Raw genomic sequence first — 18,914 nt, 5'->3', positions numbered from 1 at the left:
GCAGGCTGTTTCCGGCCCTTGATATAGCCGATGCCTGGGTAGGCCCCTACAGCAGGACTGGTTCCGAAGCGACCTGGAGGAAAGTCGATGGTTGACCGAGCCGACCGGTTCATCGAGGTCTCGCTCGAGAAGCGCGGGGTGAGCTGCACGGCCAAGCTCCTCGACGAGCGTGCGCCGATCACCTGCGAGGCGGTGTGGAACGCACTGCCGCTGGGGGGTGACGTATATCACGCGAAGTACGCGCGCAATGAGATCTATGCGCTGCTGCCGCCCTTCGCACCCGAGGAGCCGCCCCTGGAGAACCCGACGATCACCCCGATCCCCGGTGACCTGTGTTACTTCACCTTCACGGACACCCAGCTCGGGACCAAGTCGTACGGATACGAGACCGACGCCAAGCACCAGGGGCGGCAGCAGGTCGTCGACCTGGCGCTCTTCTACGAGCGGAACAACCTGCTGATCAACGGCGACGCGGGCTGGGTGCCCGGGATCGTCTGGGGCTCGGTCGTCGACGGCCTCGACCGGATGGCCGACGCCTGCCAGGACCTGTGGCGCGCCGGGGCGCTGGGGGAGACCCTCAGCTTCCGCCGGGCGTAGCTCTCGTGTTCCGCCGGGCGGGGCCGTCGGTTTCCGCCGGGCGTAGCTCTCGGTTTCCGCCGGGCGGGGCCGTCGGTTTCCGCCGGGCGGAGAGCTTCAGCTTTCGCTGGGCGGAGACCATGGGTTTCCGCCCGGCGTAGCGCACGCGTCCGGCCCGGGGCGGCCTCGCCCCGGGCCGGACGCGCGTCTCAGGCCGCCGCGGGGCGCACCCCGTCCGCCAGCCCCGCCTCGAACAGCGCGTGCGCCGCCCGCAGCACCAGCGCGTCCGCGTGGCGCGCGCCCACCAGCTGCACCCCGATCGGCAGACCCGCGCCGCTCAGGCCGCACGGCACCGATGCCGCGGGCTGCTGGGTCAGGTTGAACGGGTAGGTGAACGGCGTCCAGCCCGTCCACCGGGTGTGCTCCGATCCCTTGGGCACCTCGACCCCCGCCTCGAACGCGGTGATCGGCAGTGTCGGGGTGACCAGCAGGTCGTACGCGGAGTGGAACCGCCCCATCGCATGGCCCAGGGCCATCCGCACATCCACGGCCGCCAGATAGTCCAGCGCGCTGTACGACGCCCCCTGGGCGCAGATTTCGCGCAGCCCCGGATCCAGCAGCTCCCAGTCCTCCGCCCCCAGCGGCTGCACCACCCGGGCCGCGCCGCTGAACCACAGCGTGTGGAACGCCTCCACCGGATCCTCGAACCCCGGGTCGATCTCCTCGACCACCGCGCCCAGCTCCGCCAGCAGATCCACCGCCCGCCCCACCGCCGCGGCCACCTCCGGGTCGACGGCTGCCGCACCGCCGAGCGAGGGGCTGTAGGCCACCCGCAGCCCGTCCACGCCGCCCCCGCCGGGGGCGAGCGCCGCCTGGAAGCCGCCCCCGGAGGGCGCCAACTGGGACCAGTCGCGCCAGTCCGGACCGGAGATCACATCCATCAGCAGCGCCGCGTCCGCCGCGTCCCGGGTCATCGGCCCCACATGGGCCAGCGTGCCGAACGCGCTCGCCGGATAGAGCGGAACCCTCCCATAGGTGGGTTTCAACGCGAAGATGCCGCAGAAGGCCGCCGGGATACGGACCGAACCCCCGCCGTCCGTCCCCAGGCTCAGCGGACCCGCGCCCAGCGCGACCGCTGCCGCGCTGCCGCCACTGGAGCCGCCCGCGGTCCGCTGAGGGTCGTACGGATTGCCGGTGACCCCGTAGACCGGGCTGTCGGTGACGCCCTTCCAGCCGAACTCCGGGGTGGTCGTCTTCCCCACGAACACCGCGCCGTGCTCGCGCAGCCGCGCCACCGAGGGCGCGTCCTCGTCCCACGCCCGGCCCTCGGGCCGTACGGTCCGCGAACCGCGCAGCGTGGGCGCGCCGCGCAGCAGCAGGATGTCCTTCACCGACACCGGGACGCCATCCACCAGGCCCGCGGGGGCCCCGCGCCGCCACCGCTCGGCGGACTCCTCCGCCTGCCGCAGCGCGCCCTCGGCGTCCACCCGGCTGAAGGCGTTCACCTCCGGCTGTATCTGCTCGATCCGGTCGAGGACGGCACGGGTCGCCTCGACCGGGGAGAGCTCACCGGAGGCATAGCGCTCGATGAGTTGAACGGCTGTCAGGTCGTGAATGTCCGTCATCCGGCTCTCCGTTCAGGTCGTGCGATCAGTCCACCGGTACGTATCCGAGGCGTTTGTCGACGATGTTGAGCAGTGGCTCGCCAGCGCACCAGCGCTCGTAGTTGTCCTGGAACTGGTCGGCCAGATGGTCGCGCCACCCGACCGTGTCGCCGCTCATATGGGGCGAGATGAACAGCCCCGGCACGTCCCACAGGGGATCGTTCGAGGCCAGCGGCTCGTGTTCGAAGACGTCCAGGGCCGCGCCGCCGATCCGGCGGGCCACCAGGGCCGCCGTAAGGTCCTTCTCGACGACCAGGGGACCGCGGCCGACGTTGATGAACCGGGCGGTGGACTTCATCCGGTCGAAGATCGTCCGGTCGAACATGCCGCGGGTGGCGTCGGTGAGCGGCGCCGCGCACACCACCCAGTCGGCCGAGGGAAGCAGCTCGGGCAGCTCGTCGCCGCCGCGCACGCCCTGCCGCGCGGTGCGGCCGACCAGGTCGACCACCACGCCGAGCGAGGCCAGGGTGGAGTCGATCGCCCGGCCGATGGGGCCCGCGCCCACGACCACGGCGCGCGTACCGGCCAGCCGCATCGTCTCCCGGTGCTGCCAGCGGCGCTGCCGCTGCAGCTCCCAGGTTCCGTGGAAGTCCTTGGCCATGGAGATCACCAGGCCGGCCACATACTCGGCGATCGGCTGCTCGAAGACCCCTCGGGCATTGGTCAACACCGTGTCGGATGTGATGAGTTCGGGACAGAGCAGCCGGTCGACCCCCGCGCTCGCGGTATGGACCCAGGCCGGCCGGGGGCCCTCGCCCGGCCAGGCGTCGCGGACCGCGTCGGAGGTGAAATCCCAGACCAGGAGCACATCCGCGGCAGGGAGCGCCTGGGGGAGTGAATACTCGTCGCAGACGAGCACCTTCGCCCGATCGGCCACCCGGTCCAGGTGGACCGGCGGCTGGTCGCCGAAGACGACAACTGTGCTTTCGGACATAGGCGGGAAACCGTTTCGAAACGTGGATGGGTTTGCCTGAAGAAGGAGGGGGCAGGCGCCTCAGTTTGAGGATTGACCACGCTAGGCAGCGGAAACTACCGTCGTCAACAACGGTATCTGTCCCGGCGTCCCCGGCAGTAGGCCGGTCTCTCTCCATCGCAACCTCTGGCCAATGGTCCAGTCCCTCCGTTCCGTATTGGGGCTCGCTTTGGACGTCTCTTTTCTGGGTGGCCCACAGCCGCAGCGCGGTGTGGGTGTGGTGGCACCGTTCGACTTCGCACTCGATCGTGAACTATGGCGCTGGGTACCCGATGAGGTCTCCCTGCACCTCACCCGTACCCCGTTCGTACCCGTCGAGGTCAGCCTCGACCTGGCCCGGCTCGTGAGCGAACACGAGACCTTGCACGACGCGGTGCAGGCACTGGCGGCTGTCGCACCGGAAGTGGTGGCGTACGCCTGCACCTCGGGCAGCTTCGTCGGCGGTGTGGCCGGTGAGCGCGCGATGTGCGCGGCCATGTCCCAGGCGGGTGAGATCCCGTCGCTGACCACCTCGGGCGCGCTGCTGGAGGCGCTGCGGGAGATCGGCGCCCGGCGGATCGCGGTGGTGACGCCGTACACCCGGTCGGTCACCGATTCGCTCGAGGAGTATCTCGCCGAGGGCGGGATGACCGTCACCGGACGGGCGTATCTCGGCCTGACCCGGCACATCTGGAAGGTGCCGTACCGCGACGTGGTCGACATGGCCCGGCAGGCGGTGGTCGGGGCGACCGACGCGCTCTTCATCAGCTGCACCAATCTGCCGACCTACGATGTGATTCCGCAGCTCGAGGCGGAGCTGCGGATGCCCGTGCTGTCCGCGAACCAGGTCACGATGTGGGCGGCGCTGCGGGCGATCGGCGCACCGGCCGTCGGGCCGTACCAGGCGCTGATGGACCCGGCCGCCCGGTCCGGTCCGGCGGGGATGTCGGTGTCGCCGATGAGCCGCCCGCTCCCGGTGACGGACCCCGTCGTCGAATCGGTGATCGAGGCCGTGGAGTCGGTCGAGGCCGTGGTGGACGAGCCGGAGGCGGCGCTGGCCGGGGCGGCGTCGCCCGGGCTGGACGGCGATCCGGCCGACGGGCTCGACCCGGGCTTTGGATCCGGTCTCGGCGAGGGCCCCTACCTCGACGATTCGGGCGGCCCGTCGCCGATGTGAGGGGCGGCCCGTCGCCGGTGTAGCGGGGCGGCCCGTCGCCGGACTGAGGGGCGGGCCTGTCGCCGGTGTGACGGGCAGGTCCGCCGCCGGTGTGGAGGGCAGACCCGTCACCTGCGCGAGGGGAGTCGTCCGGCGGGTGGGAACCCGCCGGGCTTCCGCGGTGTAGGAGAAGTGACAGCAGTGCAGCAGGGGGCGGCGCTCACGGGGGCCGCCAGTAAGGAGGCAGTCATGGTGGACTCGACGCGCCCGGCCCCGGACACGGTCGGCTTTCTCTACCCCGGATACTCCGCCGAGGACGAATACCCCCGCCTGGAAGGCATGCTCGGCGGCGACAGCGGCGATATCCGGCTTCCCCTGGTCCATACCGACATCGGTGAGGACGCCCATCGGGTGGACGCCCTGCTGGAGATGGGTTCCGCGGCCCGCCTCGCGGCCGGGGTCGCCGAGCTCGCCGAGCGCGGTGCCCGGGCCGTGGTCTGGGCCTGCACCAGCGCCAGCTTCGTCTTCGGCTGGGAGGGTGCCCATGAGCAGGTGCGCGAGCTGAGCGAGACGGCCGGCTTGCCCGCCTCCAGCACCTCCTTCGCCTTCGCCCACGCGGTGCAGGCGCTCGGCGCCGAGCGGGTGGCCATCGCCGCCACCTATCCGGAGGATGTCGCCGACCACTTCAGGGCATTTTTGAAGGCGGCGGGCGCCGAGGTGGTCGCGATGCGCGGCAGCGGGATCATCACGGCCGCGGAGGTCGGCACCTGGGGCCGGGAAGAGGTGCTGGAGCTGGCCCGCGCCGGGGACCACCCCGAGGCCCAGGCGGTGCTCCTGCCGGACACCGCCCTGCACACCGCCGCCTGGATTCCGGATCTGGAGGCGGAGCTGGGCAAGCCGGTGCTCACGGCCAACCAGGTCACGGTCTGGGAGGGGCTGCGGCTGCTGGGCCGCGATCCGGTCCATGACCGGCTGGGCACGCTCTTCGCCCGGAGCGGCGGATAGCGGCGGGTGGTCCGGCCGCGGAGGGGCGCGGCACGGTGGCCGAGAAGGCCGGTGACGGGGAGCTGAATCCCGGCGGAATTCCATGTCGCTCTTTCGCCATCATGGCATTCCGCTTATCGGACTGCGCCTAGCATGCAGCCGTGCGTCGCCAACATCTCTCCCCGGTCCCGCCGGCACGTCATCTGCTGGTCGCCGGTGCGGTGACGGTGGCCGCGGCCGTCGGAATCGGCGTGCTGGCGGTCGGCGGAGACTCCTCGGACGGCCCTCGTGCGAACCCCTCCGCGAGCGGAAGCGCGTCCGCGAAGGCATCGGACGGGCTTCGGCACACCTCCGTCGAGGTGTCCGAGGGCGGCTGCGGCCGTGGCTGGACCGATGCCACCCGTGGCAAGCAGGTCTTCGATCTGCGGAACACCTCCAGCAGACCGGCCGAGGTCTATCTCACCGATCCGGCGAACGGCGCCGTCTACGGAGAGGTGGAGGGCCTGGGCCCCGGCACCAGCAGACCGCTGAGCGTCACGCTCGGCGGCGGCTCCTACGCCTTCGTCTGCCTGCCCGAGGAGGTGGACGCGGTCACCGGACCCACCGTCACCGTCCCCGGACCGGCGCGGGGCGGTGGACCGGCCGCGGTTCCGGTCGGCCAGCAGGATCTGATCCCGCCCACCATCGCCTACCAGAAGTGGGTGACGGGCCGGATGGACGAGCTGGTGCGGCGCACGGACGCGCTGCGCTCGGCCATCCGCTGCGGTGATCTGGCCACGGCCCGTGCGGCCTGGCTGCCCGCCCATCTGGTGTACGAGCGGATGGGCGCCGCCTATGGTGCCTTCGGCGACGCCGACGGGGCCATCAACGGCACCACGGCGGGGCTGTCCGGCGGGGTCCATGACCCGGACTTCACCGGATTCCACCGCCTCGAGTACGGCCTGTGGCACGGCCAGTCCGCGAGCTCCCTGCGCCCGGTCGCCGACCGGCTCGTCAAGGACGTCCGAGGGCTGCGGGACCACTGGCCGCAGGAGCGGATGGACCCGGCCGACCTGGGCCTGCGGGCGCACGAAATCATGGAGAACACCGTGCAGTTCGAGCTGACCGGCCGCACCGACTACGGCAGCGGCACCAATGTGGCCACCGCGCGGGCCAACCTCGACGGCACCCGGGCCGTGCTGACCCGGCTGGAGCCGCTGCTGAAGACCCGTGCCCCGTGGCTGCCCGAGCTGAAGAGCGATCTGGACCGCACCGAGCGGACCGTGGAGCGCGCGCACCACGGGGACCGCTGGACCCCGCTGGACCGGCTGAGCCGCACCGACCGCCAGCGGCTCAACGCGGACGCGGGCGCGCTGGTGGAGCGGCTGGCGCAGGTGGCGGCGCTGATGGATGTGCGGAGGACCCGGTGAGCGAGGTGCTGCGCAGGGGCTTTCTGCTGGGCGCGGCCGCGGGCACGGTCGGCGCGGTGGCGGGCGTGGCCGGGGGTACGGCGGCCGCGAAGGAGGGGGAGCGGGAGAAGAAGCCCACCCGCGTGCCCTTCCACGGCGCCCATCAGGCCGGCATCCTCACCCCGCCCCAGCGGGCCACCGCCCTCATCGCCTTCGACGCCATGGCCGAGGGGCGCGAGGAGCTGGCCGACGCCTTCCGTACGCTCACCGAGCGGTGCCGTTTTCTCACCACCGGAGGCACCCCCGACCCGGTCGGGATCACCGCGCCGCCCGCCGACTCCGGCACCCTGGGCTCCCAGGTGGCCGCCGACCGGCTGACCGCGACGGTCGGCGTGGGCGCCTCGCTCTTCGACGAGCGGTACGGACTGCGGGACCGCAAGCCCCGGCGGCTGACCGCGATGCGGTCCTTCCCCGACGACGATCTCGACCCCGACTGGTGCCATGGCGATCTGAGCCTTCAGCTCTGCGCCGACAGCACGGACACGGTGCTGCACGCGCTGCGCGATATCGCCCGGCACACCCGGGGCGCGCTGCAGATCCGCTGGCGCGTCGACGGCTTCGTCAGCCCGCCGCGCCCGTCCGGCACCCCGCGCAACCACATGGGGTTCAAGGACGGCACCGCCAACCCGGACACCGATGACGCCCGTGCGATGGACCGTCTGGTGTGGGTGGGCGCCCACTCCGCGGAGCCGGCCTGGACGACCGGCGGCAGCTATCAGGTGATCCGGCTGATCCGGATGCTGGTGGAGTTCTGGGACCGGGTCTCGATCAGCGAGCAGGAGCGCATGTTCGGCCGCAACCGGGACTCGGGCGCCCCGCTGGACGGTCAGCACGAGTTCGACACCCCGCGCTACGCACAGGACCCCAAGGGCGACATCATCCCGCTGGACAGCCATATACGGATGGCCAATCCGCGCACCGCCCGGACCGAGGATCAGCGCATACTCCGCCGTGCCTACAACTACGACCGGGGCATGGACGCCAACGGCACCTTGGACATGGGGCTGCTGTTCTGCTGCTATCAGCAGGATCTCGTGCGTCAGTTCGAAACCGTGCAGAAGCGTCTGGCGGGGGAGCCGCTGGTGGACTACATCACCCCCTTCGGCGGCGGCTATTTCTTCGCGCTTCCCGGTGTGCAGGACCGCTCCGACTGGCTGGGACGGACCCTTCTGTCCTGACACCGCCCCACCTTCCGGTCAAGAACACCTCAAGAGTTCCTTGGATTCTTCTGACCCTCTATTCACTCGGCCGCCTCCATGGATTCCATCGGAGAGTCCTGCCCGCGGCACAGGATCAGGCGCAGGCGTGAATCGCGAATCGTGTGGAGGCATGGCATGGGCGGCACGGCAGGATCCGAAGGCGGCCGACGACGTGGCCGGGTCGCGCGCTGGGGTGCCCTGGCCGGCGCCGCGGCCCTGGCGACCGTGGGCGGGGTGGCCCCCGCATGGGCCGCGCCCGCCAAGGGCGGCGACACCGCGACCCCGGTGAAGCATGTGGTGGTGATCTTCGACGAGAACATCTCGTTCGACCACTACTTCGGCACGTACCCGAAGGCGGCGAACACGGACGGCACGAAGTTCACGCCGTCCAAGCACACGCCCAAGAACATCGACACCCTGGCGCACGCCGGGCTGCTGAAGAAGAACCCCAATCTCTACAAGCCCAAGCGGCTGGCCAGTGACCAGGCCATGACCTGCGACCAGAACCACTCCTACGGTCCCGAGCAGTACGCGGCCAATGGCGGCAAGGCCGATAAATTCGTGGAGAACACCGAGGTCAGCAAGTGCACCGGGCTGTTCGGCGAGCCCGGCCTGGTGATGGACTACTACGACGGCAACACTGTCACCGGCCTGTGGAACTACGCCCAGCACTATGCGATGAGCGACCGTTCCTTCAGCTCGGCCTACGGTCCCTCCACTCCCGGAGCGCTGGAGCTGATCTCGGGCCAGACCCACGGCGTGATCTCCACCGACCCCAAGTCCTCCACCGAGAACCCCCAGCAGACCGACAAGCCGGACGCGTACACGGTGGCCTCGCCGGATGCCAAGGGCGTCGGCACGATGATCAACGACCCGGATCCGGCCTTCGACGACTGCTCCAACAAGGACCACACCAGCGCGAACGCCCTGGCCCGTATGCAGGGCAGGAACCTCGGTGATCTGCTCAACGCCAAGGGCGTGACCTGGGGCTGGTTCCAGGGCGGCTTCCGGCCCAGCACCGCCTGGGACGGCGAGCAGGACCACTACGCCAAGTGCTCCGGCACCACCCATAAGAACGTCGGCGGCGCCGAGTCGGTGGACTACAGCCCGCACCACGCGCCGTTCCAGTACTACAAGTCCACGGCCAACCCGCATCACCTCCCGCCGAAGAATGTGCGGGAGATCGGCCGGAGCGGTCAGGCCAACCACAACTACGACCTCACCGACTTCGACGCGGCGCTCAAGACGGGCCATCTGCCGGCCGTCAGCTTCCTGAAGGCCGCCGAGTACCAGGACGGCCACGCCGCTTACTCCGACCCGATCGACGAGCAGCACTTCCTGGTCAAGCAGATCAACGCGATCCAGAAGTCGCCGCAGTGGAAGGACACCGCTGTCGTCGTCGCGTACGACGACAGCGACGGCTGGTACGACCACGCCTACGCCAAGCCGCTCAACGGTTCGAAGGACAAGACCGCCGGCTCCAACGGGAAGGCCACCGACAGCCCCGCCTGCCAGTCCGGCCCCGAGCCCGCGGCCGGCTACCAGGACCGCTGCGGCCCCGGCCCCCGGCAGCCGCTGCTGGTGATCTCCCCCTTCAGCAAGGCCAACAAGGTCGACCACACCCAGACCGAGCAGACTTCGGTCACCCGCTTCATCGAGGACAACTGGCACACCGGCCGGATCGGTGACGCCTCCTTCGACAGCCGGGCGAACTCCCTCTCCGGGCTGTTCGACTTCCGCCACCCCAACAACACCCAGGTGCTGCTGAAGTCCGACGGCTCGGTCGCGTCGGTCCACAAGGCCGGTCACTACACGACCTCCGCACTGGCCGCCCACGCCCCGATCGTGAACGCGGCGGCCGCCAACGCGCTGACCACCCGGCGTCTCGCCGACGACCGGGGCACCTCCGTCGCCCTGCCCATCGGCCTCACGGCGGGTGTGCTGGTGCTCGGCGGTGCCGGTACGGCGCTGGCCATCCACCGCCGCCGCACCGTGCGGACCGCGGGCTAGGCCCGTCCGCGCGAGCACGGCACACCGCCGTCGGGTCCGCCGCCACACCTCCTCCCCAGGTGGCGGCGGACCCGGCCATATGCGGGGGCGGGGAGACAGCGGCGGGGTGCAGCGGCGGGGAAGCAGCGGCTGGGAATAAAGCGGAGCCTTTCTCCGGTTGAATGCAGGCGGTAGACGTAGAGGCGTACCCGGACAGACGTACGCGCACCGCAGTGCGACCAGGGAGGCGGGCCACCGTGGCCGATGAGCAGGACCGGCGAGACGACCAGCACGACACCATCCGGGCCCGGCCCCTTGGCAGCGCACCGGTGCCCCTGTCGGTGCTGGACCTCGCGACCGTCGGCAGCGGGGTGACGGCCGCCGAGGCGCTGCGGACCACCACCGAGCTCGCCCGGCTCACCGAGCGCCGGGGCTTCCACCGCTTCTGGGTGGCCGAGCACCACTCCATGCCCGGGGTCGCCAGTACCTCCCCGGCGGTGATCCTCGCCCATCTCGCCGCGTACACCGAGCGGATCCGGCTGGGCTCCGGCGGGGTGATGCTCCCCAACCACGCCCCGCTGGTCATCGCGGAGCAGTTCGGCACCCTGGAGGCGCTCGCCCCCGGCCGGGTGGACCTCGGCCTCGGCCGCGCGCCCGGCACCGACGGGGCCACGGCCGCCGCCCTGCGCCGCACCGACCGGCTGCGCGAGGGCGCCGACGACTTCCCCCAGCAGCTCGCCGAGCTGACCCGATTCCTCGACGACGACTTCCCCGACGGCCACCGCTACGCCCGTATCCACGCGGTGCCGGGGCCGGTGCAGGGCACCGTGCCCGGCGGGGTCCAGTCCGCCGACCGGCCCTCGATCTGGCTGCTGGGCTCCAGTGGATTCAGCGCCCGGCTCGCCGGGATGCTCGGTCTGCCGTTCTCCTTCGCCCACCACTTCTCCGCGGCCAACACCGTCCCCGCGCTCGACCTCTACCGTGAGACCTTCCGGCCGTCCGCCGCGCTGGACCGGCCGTACGCCTCGATCGGCGTCTCGGCCTTCGCCGCCGAGGACGAGAAGGAGGCCCACCGGCAGGTGCTCACCGGCGCACTGGCCATGGTCCGGCTGCGCACCGGACGCCCCGGCCTGGTGCCGACGCCCGAGGAGGCCGAGGCGTACGAGTTCAACGAGATCGAGCGCGACTTCATCAACAGCTGGCTCGCCAACGTCGAATACGGCACCCCGGACCAGGTCCGCGAGGGGCTCGACGGGCTGATCAAGCGCACCGGAGTGGACGAAATCAAGATCACGGCCAATGCGCACGGCCGTGACGCGCGTCTGCGCTCGTACGAGCTGATCGCGGATGCCTACGATCTCCCGACGGCGCAGACGGAGGCGTAGCCCTAGCCGGACGCCGGGCAGGTGATCATCGTCTGTATGCGGTCCGGCGGCACCGGACGGGAGTAGAACCACCCCTGTCCCGTGTCGCAGCCGATCCGCCTCAGCCGCTCCGCCTGCTCGGCGCTCTCCACGCATTCGGCCGTCACGGTGAGGCCCAGCCGGTGCGCGAGCTGCACCAGCGCCTCGACGATGGTCTCGTCGGCCGGATTCGGATGCTCCTCCGCCCGGAACCCCTGGACGAACGAACCGTCCAGCTTGAGCGTGGAGACCGGCAGCCGGCTGAGATAGGCGAGGTTGGAGTAGCCCGTCCCGAAGTCGTCGATCGCGATGGGCACCCCCATGTCGCTGAGCCGCTGCAGCGCCTGCAGCGGACGCCCCGTCGACCCCATCACCGCCGACTCGGTCAGCTCCAGCTGCAGCAGATGCGGCGGCAGCCCGGTCTCCGCCAGGATCGTGCCGACATCGGCGACCAGGTCGGAGTCCCACACCTGGCGGACCGCCACATTGACGCTGACCACCAGCGGATGGGTCGGATTGGCCAGCTGCCAGGCGCGGGCCTGGCGGCAGGCGGTGCGCAGCACCCACCGCCCCAGCGGCACGATCGCGCCGTTCTCCTCGGCCAGCGGGATGAACCGGTTCGGCGACAGCCGCCCGAACTGCGGATGGTCCCAGCGCACCAGCGCCTCCACCCCGCGGACGACCCCGTCGCCCAGCCCCACCAGCGGCTGGTAGTCGAGCACGAACTCGTCCCGCTCGACCGCCGGGCGCAGGGTGCTGGACAGCGCCTGCCGGGTCATCCGATGGGCGTTGCGCTCCGGGTCGAAGAGGGTCCAGCGCGCCTTGCCGTCCTCCTTGGCCCAGTACAGCGTGGTGTCCGCGGCCTGCATCAGCCAGGTGGTGTGGGTGCCGGCCGCGGGCCGCTCCACCACGCCGATGCTCGCCGACACCGACAGCCGCTGCCCGCCCACGTCGAACGGGTCCTGCAGGGCGGCCAGCAGCGACCGGGCGAGGTCGCACAGCTGCTCGGTGCCGGTGGAGTTGCGGACCAGCAGGGCGAACTCGTCCCCGCCGAGCCGCGCCACCAGATGGCCGCCGGGCGCCGCGCATTCGGTGAGCCGCTGGGCGACCGCGCCGAGCAGCCGGTCGCCGACCCGGTGGCCGAGGGTGTCGTTGACCGCCTTGAAACCGTCCAGGTCGAGATAGCAGAGCCCGATCCGGCCGGTGCCTCCGTGGTCGTAGGTGGCCGCCTCCAGTGCCGAGGTCATCCGCTCGAAGAACAGGCTGCGGTTGGGCAGCCGGGTCACCGGATCGTGCATCTGCAGATGGCGCAGCCGTCCCTGGAGATCCCGCTGGTCGCTGATGTCGGCCATCGACAGCAGCAGACTGCGGCTGTCCGGCGCGGGCTCGATGGTGACCTCGGCCCACAGGGCATGGCCGTCGGCGCGCAGCAGACGCCGGGTGCGGCGCAGCCGCGCGAGACGGCCGCCCAGGACGTCCCGGTACTCCTTCCAGGTGCGCGGATCCTCGCGCAGATTGGCGAGATCCGCCGCGCTGCGGGTGGTCAGCACGGCCGGATCGGTGCCGAGCAGGGCGCCGAGCGCGGGGTTGGCGTCGCGCACCCTGCCCTCGCGGTCGACGACGGCCATGGCGAGGCGCGCCACATTGAAGGCGGCGCGGTAGTCGCCGGGCGCGGGGCCCGGGGTTGGGCCGGCGCCCGGGGGCGCGCCTGACGCCGAGGGCGCCCCCGGTGTCGGAGCCGCCCCCGGTGTCGGGGGCGCGCCCAGGGCTGGGGGCGCGCCCGGGGCTGGGGGCGCGCCCGGGGCTGACGGCGCGCCGATGGCCGGGCGAGGTGCGCCGGCGTCCTCCGCAACAGGGAGGACGCTGGGGGCAGCATCACGCTCTGTGATCGTCGGCAGCGTCGCGCCCAGGGCGCGGCCCTGCCCGTCAGGGATTCCGCTCACCGCTCGCTCCCGCGTGGCGTTCGTTGTGTCCAGGTTGTTCGTACGCATCTTGTTGTCTCACACCGGGTGCCGGGCAGACCGTAATTTCCTGCCTGAAGGGGGATTCCCCGCTGGACATGTGCCGATCATAGGGGCTCGTACTCCGGGCGTTCCATCGACGTCATCGCGCTCACCGCCGTCTTGACAATGTGTTTGGTCGTATCTGTTCGACTCTGCGCGGGCCAACAGTCGCTCTGACCGATTGTGACCGTCTGTTACGTACCCGGATCGCGGCCTCTTCACTCGACCAGCCCATCCCAACAGGGCGTGCCCCGCCAATTCACCTCAGGGTGGAGTGGGTGTTCGGACTACGCCCGGGAGGTCGACATGGCGCGTCCTCAGGTACCCGAGGGGGTGCACCGACAGCCTCGGCTGCGCCGGACCGGGGCCCTGCTGACCTCGTTGAGCGCGCTCATCGCGACCACCGTGGTGGCGGGCCCCGCTGTCGCGGCCGGCCCCGGCGGACCCTGTGACCTGGAACGTACCGACGCCCACCACTCGGAGGGCCTGGAGACCTGGAACTCCCGCTATCCGCGCCCGGTGCGTCGACTGGACGCGGCGATGGTCTTCCTGTCGTTCCCGGACGCCAAGCCCAGAGTAACCCCGGCCCGGTTGGCCGCCGACCATATTCCCGCGACTCCCGACTTCTTCAAGCGGGCGTCCTACGGGAAGTTCGCGCTGCGGGTGCATCCACTGCGGCGCTGGCTCACCATGCCCCAGCGCTCCACCGCGTACGCCATACAGCGCGACTGGAACGCCAAGCGCCGCGCCGCGTATCTGCGCGACGCCATCGCGTCCGCCGATCCGCACCTCGACTTCGGCCGCTATGACCTCGTCTATCTGGTCGCCGACCCCGATGCTCCCGGTGTGGACGCCGACGCGACGAAAGTGGTCAACTTCGAAAAGCCACTGCGCGCCGACGGTGTTGATCTGCGCCGTCTGGTCACTGTTTTCGAACACCATCCGCCGGACCGCAATGTCCTGGCCCATGAGACCGGCCATGTCTTCGACCTGCCCGACCTCTACCACCGGCCGAAGGACACCGACGCCAGCGCCGAATGGGACACCTACGTCGGCGACTGGGATCTGATGGGAAGCCAGTTCGGCATGGCACCCGATCCGTTCGGCTGGCACAAGTGGAAGCTGGGCTGGCTCGGCGCGCGCCAGGTGGTCTGCGACCGCGCCATCGGTCCGCGCCGGTACACCCTCCAGCCCCTCGCCGCGCCCATGGGGCGAGGCAGGCCCGGCGCCGACACCCGCACCCGGCTGGTCGTGGTCCGCACCGGGCCCACCACCGCGCTGGCCATCGAGGCGCGCGGCGGCCGTGGCAACGACGCGGGCACCTGCACCGAGGGCGTGCTGGTCTACCGCGTCCACAACGACAAGGCGTCGGGCGACGGCCCCGTCCAGGTGCTGGACGGCCACCCCGCCACCTCCGCCTGCTGGAACGAGTCGGTCTACCCCGAACTCGCCGACGCCCCGCTCGGCGTCGGCGACAGCCTGTCGGTCAAGGAGGACTCCGTACGGATCACGGTGGCCGGCCGCGCCGCCGACGGGGGCTGGACCGTCCGGGTCAACCGCCGGGCGCGGTGATGACGGTGCCGCGCCGACGTCCAGCCGCGCCGATGCCCAGCCGCGCCGACGTCCAGCCGCGCCGATGTCCAGCCGCGCCGCTGACGACGCCCCGAAGATGACCAGGTCGGGCCGCTGACGGAGCCGCGCCGATCGCCGGGGCGCGCTCATAACCGGTGATCAAGTCGGCTTCGAGGTGCCGCTTCGAGACTGTGGGCCCCTTTCCGACGTCGGGCGCCCGGGAGTTGAGAATGCCGCGACACGCGAATCTGGCCGAGGCCCTGAAGGAACGGGCCCTCCGGCACGCCGACGGTACGGCGCTCGCCCACCCCGCCGACGACGGCACCGAACACCGCGTGTCATACGCCGCGCTCGACGCCCGCGCCGACGCCGTGGCCGTCTGGCTGCGCGCCCGGGACGCCGCCGGCCGCCGGGTGCTGCTCGCCATGGACCCCGGTCCGCACGCCGCGGTGGCGCTGCTCGGCTGTCTGTACGCGGGCGCCGTCGCGGTGCCCGTCCCCGCGCCGTCCGCCTCCCGGACCGATACCGAGCGCACCGCCTCGATCGTCCGTGACGCCGCCGTGGACCTCGTCCTCACCGAGACCGCCCACGCCACTGAGACCTCCCGCAGGCTCTCCCGGGTCGGCCGCGCCGGTCTGACCTGCCTCGCCGTCGACGGACTCCGCCCCGACGCGTACGCCGACGCGCCCTGGCAACCCGTCCGCACCACCGTCGACAGCCTCGCGCTGCTCGCCTACGACTCGGGGCCAGCCACCGCCCCACGCGGCGCCCTGCTCACCCATGGCAGCCTTACGGCGGCCATGGCCGGGCTGCGGCGGACGCTCGGCACCGACCGCCACTCCCGGATCGGCGGCTGGCTGCCCCGTTGCCACACCCCCGGGCTGATCGGGCAGGTGCTGCATCCGCTGTGGCTGGGCGCCACCGCCGTGACACTTCCGGCGGAGCCGTTCCGCACCGATCCGCTCGGCTGGCTGCGGGCCATCAGCCGCCACGGCATCACCGAAACCGTCGCGCCCGACATCCTCCACGCCCGCTGCGCCGCCCTCCTCGGCGACGAGCCACCGGCCGGGCTCGACTTCTCCCGCTGGCGGACCGCGCTGAACGCCGGGGAGCCGGTCTCGGCCGGGACCATGGCCGCGTTCCCCCACCGCTGCGCGCCGCTGGGGCTGCGCCCGGGCACCCTGGTGGCCGGATACGTCCCGGCCGAGGGATCCCCGGTGGCGCTGGCCACGGGGCGCGCACCGGTGCCGGGCGCGGACTTCGCCGTCGCGGACCCGCTGACCGGGCGCCGGCTGCCGGACGGGGCGCCCGGGGAGATCTGGGTGCGCGGCCCCGCCGTCGCCACCGGCCACTGGGGCGGTCCTCCGGACACCGCGCTGCTGTTCGCCGCCCGCGTCGCCGAGGGCCCGGGCGGCTTTCTGCGCACCGGTGACCTCGGCCTTACGGTGAACGGCCGGCTCCGGATGACCGGCCGGGTCCGTGACGCACTCCTGGTGGACGGCCACACCCTGCATCCACAGGACGTGGAGCGCGAACTGCTGCGCTGCGCACGGGCGCTGGGGTCGGCCCGGGTGTTCTGCGCGGGGCCCGGCGCGGGGGCGCTGGTGGTCGTCCAGGAGGTCGTCCGTACGGCGGGCGGGGCGCGCACCGGGCTGCCCCGGCTGGCGGCGCGGATCCGCGCCCTGATCGCGGAGGAGTTCGGCGTCGTGACCGGCGCGCTGCTGCTGGTGCGCCCCGGCACCGTGCGCGGGGCGGGAACCGCCAAGGTGCGGCGCGCCCTGCTGCGCGAGCGCTATTTACGAGGTGAAGTGCGCGCCCTGCACGCCGAGTTCGGTCCGGAGGTCGGTGAGCCCTGCCGGGGTGGTGCGGCATGACACGGGGGCGCGCGGTAGCGCTCGCGCAACGAGATATGCGTTCGACGGGCGTATTTGCCCGCGAATCTATGGAAGGGCCGGGAGAGCGCGGGAATAATCGGCATGCGGGTGATGACGGGGCGGGGAAAGCAGGGGGCGGAATGGTCAGGGTGCTGATCGCGGAAGACATGCATATGTTGCGCAAGGCATTGGTCGCCCTGCTGGAGTTCGAACCGGACATCGAGGTGGTGGCCGATTTCTCCAACGGCGCCGATATCCTGCCGCGCGCCCGTGAACTCCGCCCGGATGTCGCGGTCCTCGACATCGATCTGCCGGGTATGGACGGGCTCACCGCCGCGGCCGAGTTGAGCACCGCCGTTCCAGAATGCCGCACCATGATGCTCACCAGCCTCGGCCGCCCCGGAAATCTGCGCCGGGCGCTGGCCGCCCATGTCTCCGGCTTTCTGCTGAAGGACAGCAGCCCCGAGAAGCTGAGCGACGCCATCCGCGCCGTCGCCCAGGGCGAGCGAGTGATCGATCCACAGCTCGCGCTGGCCGCCCTCGACGACGGTCCGCAGCCGCTGACGCCGCGTGAGCTGGAAGTCCTGCGGTTCGCCGCGAAGGGGGAGGAGTCCGCGCAGATCGCGGCCAAGCTCTTTCTGTCGGTGGGCACGGTGCGCAACTATCTGACGTCCGCCGTGACCAAGCTGGACGCCCGCAACCGGGTCGACGCCATCCGGATCGCCCGCGAGGCGGGCTGGCTGTAGACCGCGTCAGCCCGTCACGCCCGTCGGGCCCGCACGCCCGTCACGCCGTCACGGCCGGCCCCGGGCCGTACTCCTCCTTCGAGTCCTTCGAGTCCTTCGAACCGCGCTCCCGGCCGCTCCGCGGCGGCGCGTCCACGGACACATCCAGCTCCGCCCGTAACTCGAAGCAGCCGTCCGGCCGTACGCCCGCGCGCAGCCGCCCGCCGAGGTTCTCCACCCGGACCCGGAGGTTGCCGATTCCGCTGCCGCCGTCCGTGCTGTCGGTGCGCAGGATCGTGGACGGCCGGCCGACCCCGTCGTTCACGAGGGTCAGCCACACCTGGTGCCCGCTGCGCCGCGCCTCGATCGCGCAGTGGTCGGCCTTGCTGTGACGCAGCACATTGGTCAGCCCCTCGCGCAACACGCTCGCCAGCACCGTGTCCACCAGCTCCGGCAGCGGCCCGCAGTCGATCGCGGACGTGGCGCTGATGCCCGCCGCGGCCAGCATCGAGCGGGCCGTCGCCGACTCCGCCGACAGCGACATCTTGCGATAGCCGCTGGCCACGGCCCGTACGTCGGCGAGGGCCTGACGGGCGGTCTGCAGGATCTCGGAAAGCTCCTGCTGGGCACGGGAGTTCTGCCGGGGCACCAGCCGGTGCACCAGCTCGCATTTGAGGGTGATCGTGGACAGGCTGTACCCGAGCAGATCGTGCACATCCCGGGAGAACCGCAGCCGCTCCTGGGCGACCGCCAGCCGGGCCAGCTCCGCCCGGGACCGGGACACCTCGGAGACCAGCCCGGACAGCCGTGAGAGCCCGAAGACCACCAGCCCGGTCAGCGCGGTGGAGACCGAGGTGTACGCGACCTGGCCCCAGCCGAAGCCGACCTGGAACAGCAGCACATCCGTGCACAGCAGGATGGCCGCGAACGCCGGCCACGCCAGCGCCGGTGCCAGCACCAGCAGCGAGGAACCGGCCAGAAAGCCCGGCATGCCCAGCCAGGCGTGCTTGAAGACCGCGAAGGGGGCGAAGGTCAGCACCGCCTGGAGCGTCAGCGTCCAGCGGCGCGCGCCGCTGAGCCGGGGCGCGAGACCGGGGAAGGAGTGCAGCATCTGGAGGCAGAGCAGCATGGTCATCGGCAGCAGGGCCAGCCCGAGCATCGCCGCGTCGATCGTCCTGCCCGAACGATTGCCGTCGACCACATAGGTGACGGCCACGGCGAAGTAGCCCACCAGCACGAGGACCGTGATGACGACGGCCAGGCGCGGCGCCAGATTGTCGTGCTGGCGCGGTGGGTGGTTCCCGGCATCGTCGGGCAAGAGGCTCCCCTGCACTCGTCCTCCGGATGGTCGGGCCGGATTGGGCGGCTT

Annotated in this window: 14 protein-coding genes; 10 read left to right on the top strand and 4 right to left on the bottom strand. The window is 71.7% G+C overall.

Going from position 1 to position 18,914, the window contains the following annotated elements; translation table 11 throughout:
- The first annotated feature begins 87 nt into the window (after nucleotides 1-87).
- The gene (locus CGL27_RS19290; protein ID WP_059142030.1) at nucleotides 88-597 is read left to right on the top strand and encodes a DUF3830 family protein; all 510 of its coding nucleotides are present in this window, start codon (nucleotides 88-90) and stop codon (nucleotides 595-597) included.
- Between the two features lie 188 nt (nucleotides 598-785).
- Here the strand turns inward: CGL27_RS19290 and CGL27_RS19285 are convergent, their stop codons facing one another.
- Together CGL27_RS19285 and CGL27_RS19280 are read right to left on the bottom strand one after the other, a co-directional pair.
- Nucleotides 786-2,201, bottom strand: coding sequence for an amidase (locus CGL27_RS19285; protein WP_119988838.1), 1,416 nt, complete (start codon nucleotides 2,199-2,201; stop codon nucleotides 786-788).
- A 25-nt stretch (nucleotides 2,202-2,226) separates the two neighbouring features.
- Nucleotides 2,227-3,174: a D-2-hydroxyacid dehydrogenase gene (locus CGL27_RS19280; RefSeq protein ID WP_119988836.1), complete on the bottom strand. Its 948-nt coding sequence runs from the start codon at nucleotides 3,172-3,174 to the stop codon at nucleotides 2,227-2,229.
- Nucleotides 3,175-3,382: 208 nt separating this feature from the next.
- On the opposite strand from CGL27_RS19280, the gene CGL27_RS19275 reads away from it, so the two are divergent.
- From CGL27_RS19275 to CGL27_RS19250, 6 genes are all read left to right on the top strand, one after another.
- Nucleotides 3,383-4,369 carry a decarboxylase gene (locus tag CGL27_RS19275; RefSeq protein WP_119988833.1) on the top strand — a complete coding sequence of 329 codons (987 nt, stop codon included), beginning with the start codon at nucleotides 3,383-3,385 and terminating at the stop codon, nucleotides 4,367-4,369.
- Nucleotides 4,370-4,597: 228 nt separating this feature from the next.
- Complete coding sequence (locus CGL27_RS19270; protein WP_014060956.1) at nucleotides 4,598-5,353, top strand: aspartate/glutamate racemase family protein; 756 nt, start codon at nucleotides 4,598-4,600, stop codon at nucleotides 5,351-5,353.
- Nucleotides 5,354-5,493: 140 nt separating this feature from the next.
- On the top strand, nucleotides 5,494-6,741 hold the full coding sequence (locus CGL27_RS19265; protein WP_119988830.1) for an EfeM/EfeO family lipoprotein: 1,248 nt from the start codon (nucleotides 5,494-5,496) through the stop codon (nucleotides 6,739-6,741).
- The gene (gene efeB / locus CGL27_RS19260; RefSeq protein WP_119988828.1) at nucleotides 6,738-7,958 is read left to right on the top strand and encodes an iron uptake transporter deferrochelatase/peroxidase subunit; all 1,221 of its coding nucleotides are present in this window, start codon (nucleotides 6,738-6,740) and stop codon (nucleotides 7,956-7,958) included. The genes CGL27_RS19265 and efeB overlap by 4 nt, the downstream gene beginning before the upstream one ends.
- Before the next feature lie 156 nt (nucleotides 7,959-8,114).
- Entirely contained in the window at nucleotides 8,115-9,989 is a 1,875-nt protein-coding gene (locus tag CGL27_RS19255) for an alkaline phosphatase family protein (RefSeq protein ID WP_119988825.1), read from the top strand.
- A 236-nt stretch (nucleotides 9,990-10,225) separates the two neighbouring features.
- Complete coding sequence (locus CGL27_RS19250; RefSeq protein WP_203348452.1) at nucleotides 10,226-11,353, top strand: LLM class flavin-dependent oxidoreductase; 1,128 nt, start codon at nucleotides 10,226-10,228, stop codon at nucleotides 11,351-11,353.
- 2 nt (nucleotides 11,354-11,355) lie between these two features.
- Here CGL27_RS19250 and CGL27_RS19245 read toward each other — a convergent pair whose 3' ends face one another.
- A complete protein-coding gene (locus CGL27_RS19245) occupies nucleotides 11,356-13,362 on the bottom strand; it encodes an EAL domain-containing protein (protein WP_276147865.1) in 2,007 nt (668 codons plus the stop codon).
- Nucleotides 13,363-13,680: 318 nt separating this feature from the next.
- Between CGL27_RS19245 and CGL27_RS19240 the strand changes: the two genes are divergently transcribed.
- From CGL27_RS19240 to CGL27_RS19230, 3 genes are all read left to right on the top strand, one after another.
- Nucleotides 13,681-14,946 (top strand): M6 family metalloprotease domain-containing protein, encoded by a 1,266-nt coding sequence (locus tag CGL27_RS19240; RefSeq protein ID WP_119988821.1) that lies wholly within the window; start codon nucleotides 13,681-13,683, stop codon nucleotides 14,944-14,946.
- 230 nt (nucleotides 14,947-15,176) lie between these two features.
- Nucleotides 15,177-16,820 carry an AMP-binding protein gene (locus tag CGL27_RS19235; protein WP_119988818.1) on the top strand — a complete coding sequence of 548 codons (1,644 nt, stop codon included), beginning with the start codon at nucleotides 15,177-15,179 and terminating at the stop codon, nucleotides 16,818-16,820.
- A gap of 140 nt (nucleotides 16,821-16,960) precedes the next feature.
- Entirely contained in the window at nucleotides 16,961-17,566 is a 606-nt protein-coding gene (locus tag CGL27_RS19230; RefSeq protein WP_014060949.1) for a response regulator transcription factor, read from the top strand.
- A gap of 40 nt (nucleotides 17,567-17,606) precedes the next feature.
- Here the strand turns inward: CGL27_RS19230 and CGL27_RS19225 are convergent, their stop codons facing one another.
- Nucleotides 17,607-18,863: a histidine kinase gene (locus tag CGL27_RS19225; protein WP_240450559.1), complete on the bottom strand. Its 1,257-nt coding sequence runs from the start codon at nucleotides 18,861-18,863 to the stop codon at nucleotides 17,607-17,609.
- Between the last annotated feature and the right edge of the window lie 51 nt (nucleotides 18,864-18,914).

It is taken from the genome of Streptomyces sp. 11-1-2 (genome assembly GCF_003595545.1).
Lineage (GTDB): Bacteria > Actinomycetota > Actinomycetes > Streptomycetales > Streptomycetaceae > Streptomyces > Streptomyces hygroscopicus_B.
Note: the sequence above shows the minus strand (reverse complement) of the source record. Positions and strands in the feature narration are given on the sequence as shown.

What these genes read in the sequence shown, in the direction of transcription:
- CGL27_RS19290 (WP_059142030.1), top strand. Translation starts at nt 88, where the DNA reads ATGGTTGACCGAGCCGACCGGTTCATCGAGGTCTCGCTCGAGAAGCGC.
- CGL27_RS19285 (WP_119988838.1), bottom strand. Translation starts at nt 2,201, where the DNA reads ATGACGGACATTCACGACCTGACAGCCGTTCAACTCATCGAGCGCTAT.
- CGL27_RS19280 (WP_119988836.1), bottom strand. Translation starts at nt 3,174, where the DNA reads ATGTCCGAAAGCACAGTTGTCGTCTTCGGCGACCAGCCGCCGGTCCAC.
- CGL27_RS19270 (WP_014060956.1), top strand. Translation starts at nt 4,598, where the DNA reads ATGGTGGACTCGACGCGCCCGGCCCCGGACACGGTCGGCTTTCTCTAC.
- CGL27_RS19255 (WP_119988825.1), top strand. Translation starts at nt 8,115, where the DNA reads ATGGGCGGCACGGCAGGATCCGAAGGCGGCCGACGACGTGGCCGGGTC.
- CGL27_RS19245 (WP_276147865.1), bottom strand. Translation starts at nt 13,362, where the DNA reads ATGCGTACGAACAACCTGGACACAACGAACGCCACGCGGGAGCGAGCG.
- CGL27_RS19240 (WP_119988821.1), top strand. Translation starts at nt 13,681, where the DNA reads ATGGCGCGTCCTCAGGTACCCGAGGGGGTGCACCGACAGCCTCGGCTG.
- CGL27_RS19235 (WP_119988818.1), top strand. Translation starts at nt 15,177, where the DNA reads ATGCCGCGACACGCGAATCTGGCCGAGGCCCTGAAGGAACGGGCCCTC.
- CGL27_RS19230 (WP_014060949.1), top strand. Translation starts at nt 16,961, where the DNA reads ATGGTCAGGGTGCTGATCGCGGAAGACATGCATATGTTGCGCAAGGCA.